The organism is Silvanigrella sp. (assembly GCF_044369315.1).
Lineage (GTDB): Bacteria > Bdellovibrionota_B > Oligoflexia > Silvanigrellales > Silvanigrellaceae > Silvanigrella.
Genome location: NZ_JBIPMD010000224.1, coordinates 1 through 5,177, shown reverse-complemented (window position 1 = coordinate 5,177; position 5,177 = coordinate 1). Strand labels below are relative to the sequence as shown.

The following is a 5,177-nucleotide window of genomic DNA, read 5'->3' as shown; positions in this document are numbered from 1 at the left end:
ACCTACGCAATGAATATCATCTCTGGGAGCCGGATGTGGGAAAACTACAAGTCCGGTTCTGCAGGGGTTTCATGGCAATGAATTACTTTATTTGAAAGGAAATAAAAGTCATGTCTCTACCTACCAACAATAATCTTATATCTGAATCATACCATTTTTCCAAATCGCATATTATAAATTATCGTAAAAAAGGTGATAAAATTGGAGGCCAAGTTTCTAAAGCCAATTTGGGTGGTGTCTATGAATATAAATCTTTTTCAGAAAATTATACGGTATTATTTAAACAAGGTCGTAATGATGGAGAAACAATAAGTGAATTTTTAGCAGCTAAATTATATCATTTGGTAATTCCTGGTTATGCTTCGCAAGTTATTTTAGCTAAATATAATAAAGAAACAAATACAAAATTATTAATTAAAAAAGATCTACATACTGAAGTTTATGTTGGCTCAATTTTTTTTGAAAATTTTAATGAAGTTCATAAGCTCATGCATTTTAAAAAAAGACCAACCTTTTTATTGCCCTTTTATTCAAACAGATCTAAAGAATTTGTTCAATATAATTATGCATCTAATTTAGGTAAAGTTTTAGCTGTCAGTCTTTGGCTTGGCGATTATGACACCCACATTTCTAATTTAGGAATTGCAAAAATAAATGATTCTATTGAATTTGTTAAAATAGATCATGGTTGGAGTTTTGCCCAATTACAAGATAATATGGACTACAATAAAACACCTTGGAGTGGGTTTCTTTGGAAACCCACCAATCATTTTGCAGATTTTAAACAATACGGTTTTTATAAAAATAGTGAAGGTGAATTTCTTCAAATGATAGACACACTTAAAAAAATAAATAAAGAACAAATTAAATTTGTTCTACGTAAAGCATTTCGTGAAATTGAAAGTTATTATAATACAGAAATAGCATATAAATCATTTGCAAAATGGATTGGATATAAAACAAATAAAGTAAATTTTTGTAGTGAGGAATTTGTTGTTTATTTATCAGATAAATTAGAAAAAAGATTAAATACAAATCTTAAAAGAAGGAATAACCTTAATATTCATAAAACAAGTACAACTTATGATAAATTTGGGAATGTTGAGTATATTTCTACTCGTCTTTAATTTCTAATATTTGTGGATTCAAAAATTTTATCTGCATTGTCGGTTACAAAGCCTTGGTAATAACTATCCCAAAGGCCATTATTTGATTTTCCTTCTAATGGAAAACGAAAGGCAAATTCCACAAAGGCATAAGGAATTTTTTTAAATCCATCTTGAAAAGGAACAATACATTCGTCAGCTAAAGTAGCACTTTGCTCTAACTTTACCGAAGGTGTTCCTTTAATGAAATCGCCACCTGAGTTATTTAAGGAAATTTTTAATTTTTCTTGAATAAAATCATTAAACTCTTTTAGCGATTTAAAGTTTTTCATTAAGTGAACACTGACTGTAAAATGATTTGGAGTATTTCCATAAACGAGAGTCCAAGCAGCATATTCACTTTCTTTGCGAAGGAGTTCGTAGTCCTCAAAAGTAGGTGTTCTCCAGGAAGCTCCGTAACTTAAAAATAAGGAAATGGAATTAGCTACATCATCTATTTTTTCAGGATTTGTTTTGAGACTATCGAGCTCTTGCTTAAATTTAATTAAGGGAGAAGCAACAACATCGGAAGTGTATTTTGTTACACAAGCTTTAAATTTTTCAGAAAAAGTATTTAACTCTAAAACACTAATAAATACTTTCGGAAATATTTTAGTGCTGTGTGCTCCTGTTTCAGTGGGAGGTATTAATGAAATTGCTTTTAGTTTTTTTTCTTTAAATTCATAGTCATCTTTTTTGGAATATCCTAATAGTTCGAAGGTTTCTTTTAATATGTTTAAATCACAGTGAATTCCTGGAAGAGTACGAAACGCAATATGATCTTCACTCCAATCGTCACCTTGGTTTCGAATGGCTTCTTCAATAACTTTTACTTGACCAACTTTGTTTTTATAGTTTATCCATAATTGTTTGATTATTTTGCTGATAACTTGTTTTTTTATTTCAAGCATATATTGTTACCTTTTTTCAGATATGAAAAAGAAGACGAGCTTCTTTGTGAGCGATAAAAAGTTATGTTAGAAATTTAGCTTAAGCCTTAGGTTTTGGCTAGTGAGTAAATATTTTTTAAAAAGAAAGAGGGACTCCGAGTTGTCATCACAGCTTCTCAGTTTAGACAGGAATGAATATTTTTTTTCTCATCATCCCCAAGTAAAGAATGTCTTTTGCTCATTTACAGAAGGGGATCTGTCTAAATACGCCTCTTATCAAGATCAACAAAATTTAAGGCAGTTACTGTGTGAAAAACTTCAGGTTGACAATAAATATCAAATTACCATGGGGCATGGCGCTGAAGATATTTTAGTAAAATCTTTATCTTGGTTAAAAAATAGTTATCACTCTCTTATTTTAGAAGATTTTTCTTGGACAAACTACTTACATATCGCCGAAGGGCTCAATTACCAAATTCATAAATTTCAAAGCAATTATAGTAATGATCGTTATTATTTAAACGATGAAATTTTAAAAAATCAATTAAAAAAATTTCCAAAATCTCTTGTTTTGTTAACTTCTCCAAATAATCCAACAGGTCATTCTGTCGATTTTGTTAAGTTAATTCCATTAATAGAAGAGTTTTCTGAACATATATTTTTATTAGATATGGTCTACGCTCCTCTATTTTCAAATTCTTTTTCCGATTTATATCAATATAAAAATGTAATTATAATTGGAAGCTTTTCTAAGTTTTTTGGTATGCCAGGGCTGCGCATGGGCTTTGCGATTGGTCATTTGCCAAGTGCATTTCATTTAAATTTAGGGATGCAAAAAAATAGCATTATGGCTTGCAAATATGCCTTAGAAAATATTTCTTGGTATCAAAAAAATAGAGATGAAATGCTTTCTTATGCTTATCAAGTCTCTCAAATAAAAAGAAAAAATATTCATATATTTCAATCGGAAGCCCCCTTTTTTTTGGCTAAGTTATTGAATTTAAATAATTTAGATGCTATCTTTCGCCTTACCGAGGAACATTCTGGTGTCAAACCAAAGTATATTTCGAAACAAGATATTCCTTATATTCGTTTTGGCTTAGGCCCAAGTTCTATTTGTTCTAAAATTGATACTTATCTTTCATTTTTTGATTGAAGTTTTTTTTGTTTCGTTAAATATCTCTATTCTGTTCCAAATACGAAATTTATAATTATAAAAGGATTTATTTTATGAATTTTCTAAGTAAAATATTTATTTTGTCCTCTTTCTTTTTTCCAACTCATGCTCATGCCACCATAAATTTTGATAAAAGTGATTATCAATTGATAAATAAAACAATTTATTCTTCATTTCACCATGATAAAAATAACACAACAAAATTTTATTGTTCTGCGAATGAATGCCATTATGGAATTGTTATCAATCATGAATTTATGGGAATTACAACCATTTTAAAACAAGTAAATAAAAAAAATCAGGCAAAAAAATTTATTTATACCAAAGATGATTTTCGTGAAACTCGAGTAGAATATCTTTTTCAAGTTGTTTTAAGTAACGGTGAAGTAAAAAATTTTACCGAGTTAAAAGCGGCTGAAGTTGCTTATTTAAATAATAGGTTTTAATTTCATAAGATTTTTTAAATTTATAAATAAAAAAGTAGTTTATTTTAATAAACTACTTTTTTAGAGAAATATTTGTCTTATAATGGACAATTATTTTGCTGCATCTCTATTTTCGTAAAGCTTAGATTTATCTTCAATTTCAATAAGTAATTTAACTTTTTCAATTAGAGCTTCAACATAAGCTGTAACGTCTGCATTAGCAGTTTTATTAGCTTCAAGAACAGTATTTATATTTTCTAGGCCTGCTTTATCAAGAAGAGTTGTAGAATTTACATGAGCATTAATTTTAACTATTTCAGCATCAATGTTACCTTTGGCTGCAGCTAGTGATGCGTCTGTTGCATCATTATCATATGCAGTTTTTAGACCTGCAATTTTTGTATTTTCTCCAACAATTCGTCTTGTTAAGTGTTCATTTACTGAGTTAAAGTAACCTGTTAATAAGTCTTTTTCATCTTGTACATCTGCTAATTCCAAATCTGCAGGAACAGGTCTTTCAGGAATCTCAAATCTTTCATAAGTACATTCTAAATCTTTAACGAAGATAGTATAAGCAATTGGTTTACTTACTGATGTTGCTATACAATCTGTTAATGCGCCACCAGTCATATCAGCGTGTACGCCTTCAGTAATTCTGCAATCACTTGCTGTAACAGTTAAACCCTCTAATCTAAAATTAGTTTCAATTCTATGTTTTAAAGAGCCAAATCCTCTTTTTACATTATAGTTGCCAGTTAAACTAACTGAAGAATAATTTTCTGCAACATTATCAAATTTTTGTACTTGAATATCTTTAGTTGAAGCTGCTGGTTCTGGATCAACTGCATCAGGTCCTTTAAGAACTGCATCTAAAAATTTTGTTTCAGTAGCTACGTATATTGTAAATATTTCGCCTGCTTTTTTGGCATTTAAATAAAAAGTATTTCCAGCACTATTAGTAAATTTTGTATGAGCTATATTTTTATCTATATTTCCATTTTTCTTTAAAGTAAGCGTTAGTGGTTTTAAAGGATCCGCAGCTGTATAACCATTGAATTCAGAAATTTTTAATGAGCATACAGTATTCGATAAAACTTCAATAATTTGATTAGTAGCGGTTAAATTAAAAGCTTTGTCATTTCCACAATTTACTATAATACTTGCTGAGGTAACTGCGGTTTCTACAGGTGCTGCAGAATTTAATAGAGAAGAAAAATTCACTTTAATTGGTTTTTTTTCTTCTTTATTAGATTTCTCAGATGCTGCTACTGCTGGAGTCTTATTATTATTTTTCCCACCGCAGCTATAAAGAGCAATCGTGGATAATCCTAAAGTTGCGACTAAAATATTTTTGGCTATCATGTGTTCTCCTATTAAATTTTTATTTTTAAGTAAATAATGGATAAAAATTACAAAACAATTTTTTGTAATTTACATTTTGATGCCAGTTAAGAGTTGAGAAAGATATTGTGAAGATTGAAGAAATAGCTCCAATTTGTTAGTTAATTGTTGCTTAAAAAAAAGTAACAAAGGAGCTACC

Annotated in this window: 5 protein-coding genes; 3 read left to right on the top strand and 2 right to left on the bottom strand. The window is 29.2% G+C overall.

Annotation, left to right across the window (positions count from 1 at the left end):
- Positions 1-110 precede the first annotated feature (110 nt).
- Positions 111-1,127 (top strand): hypothetical protein, encoded by a 1,017-nt coding sequence (locus tag ACIQ56_RS14100; RefSeq protein ID WP_397601687.1) that lies wholly within the window; start codon positions 111-113, stop codon positions 1,125-1,127.
- Here the strand turns inward: ACIQ56_RS14100 and ACIQ56_RS14095 are convergent.
- A complete protein-coding gene (locus ACIQ56_RS14095) occupies positions 1,124-2,056 on the bottom strand; it encodes a DUF1338 domain-containing protein (RefSeq protein ID WP_397601686.1) in 933 nt (310 codons plus the stop codon). The genes ACIQ56_RS14100 and ACIQ56_RS14095 overlap by 4 nt on opposite strands.
- 139 nt (positions 2,057-2,195) lie before the next feature.
- Here ACIQ56_RS14095 and ACIQ56_RS14090 point away from each other — a divergent pair, with 139 nt between their 5' ends.
- Entirely contained in the window at positions 2,196-3,191 is a 996-nt protein-coding gene (locus ACIQ56_RS14090) for a pyridoxal phosphate-dependent aminotransferase (protein ID WP_397601685.1), read from the top strand.
- 74 nt (positions 3,192-3,265) lie between these two features.
- Complete coding sequence (locus tag ACIQ56_RS14085; protein WP_397601684.1) at positions 3,266-3,658, top strand: hypothetical protein; 393 nt, start codon at positions 3,266-3,268, stop codon at positions 3,656-3,658.
- A gap of 90 nt (positions 3,659-3,748) precedes the next feature.
- On the opposite strand, the gene ACIQ56_RS14080 is transcribed toward ACIQ56_RS14085, so the two are convergent.
- The gene (locus tag ACIQ56_RS14080) at positions 3,749-4,999 is read right to left on the bottom strand and encodes a hypothetical protein (RefSeq protein ID WP_397601683.1); all 1,251 of its coding nucleotides are present in this window, start codon (positions 4,997-4,999) and stop codon (positions 3,749-3,751) included.
- Positions 5,000-5,177 lie beyond the last annotated feature (178 nt).

Excerpts from the sequence above, each read along its gene's own strand:
- ACIQ56_RS14100 (WP_397601687.1), top strand. The coding sequence starts at position 111 with ATGTCTCTACCTACCAACAATAATCTTATATCTGAATCATACCATTTT.
- ACIQ56_RS14095 (WP_397601686.1), bottom strand. The coding sequence starts at position 2,056 with ATGCTTGAAATAAAAAAACAAGTTATCAGCAAAATAATCAAACAATTA.
- ACIQ56_RS14085 (WP_397601684.1), top strand. The coding sequence starts at position 3,266 with ATGAATTTTCTAAGTAAAATATTTATTTTGTCCTCTTTCTTTTTTCCA.
- ACIQ56_RS14080 (WP_397601683.1), bottom strand. The coding sequence starts at position 4,999 with ATGATAGCCAAAAATATTTTAGTCGCAACTTTAGGATTATCCACGATT.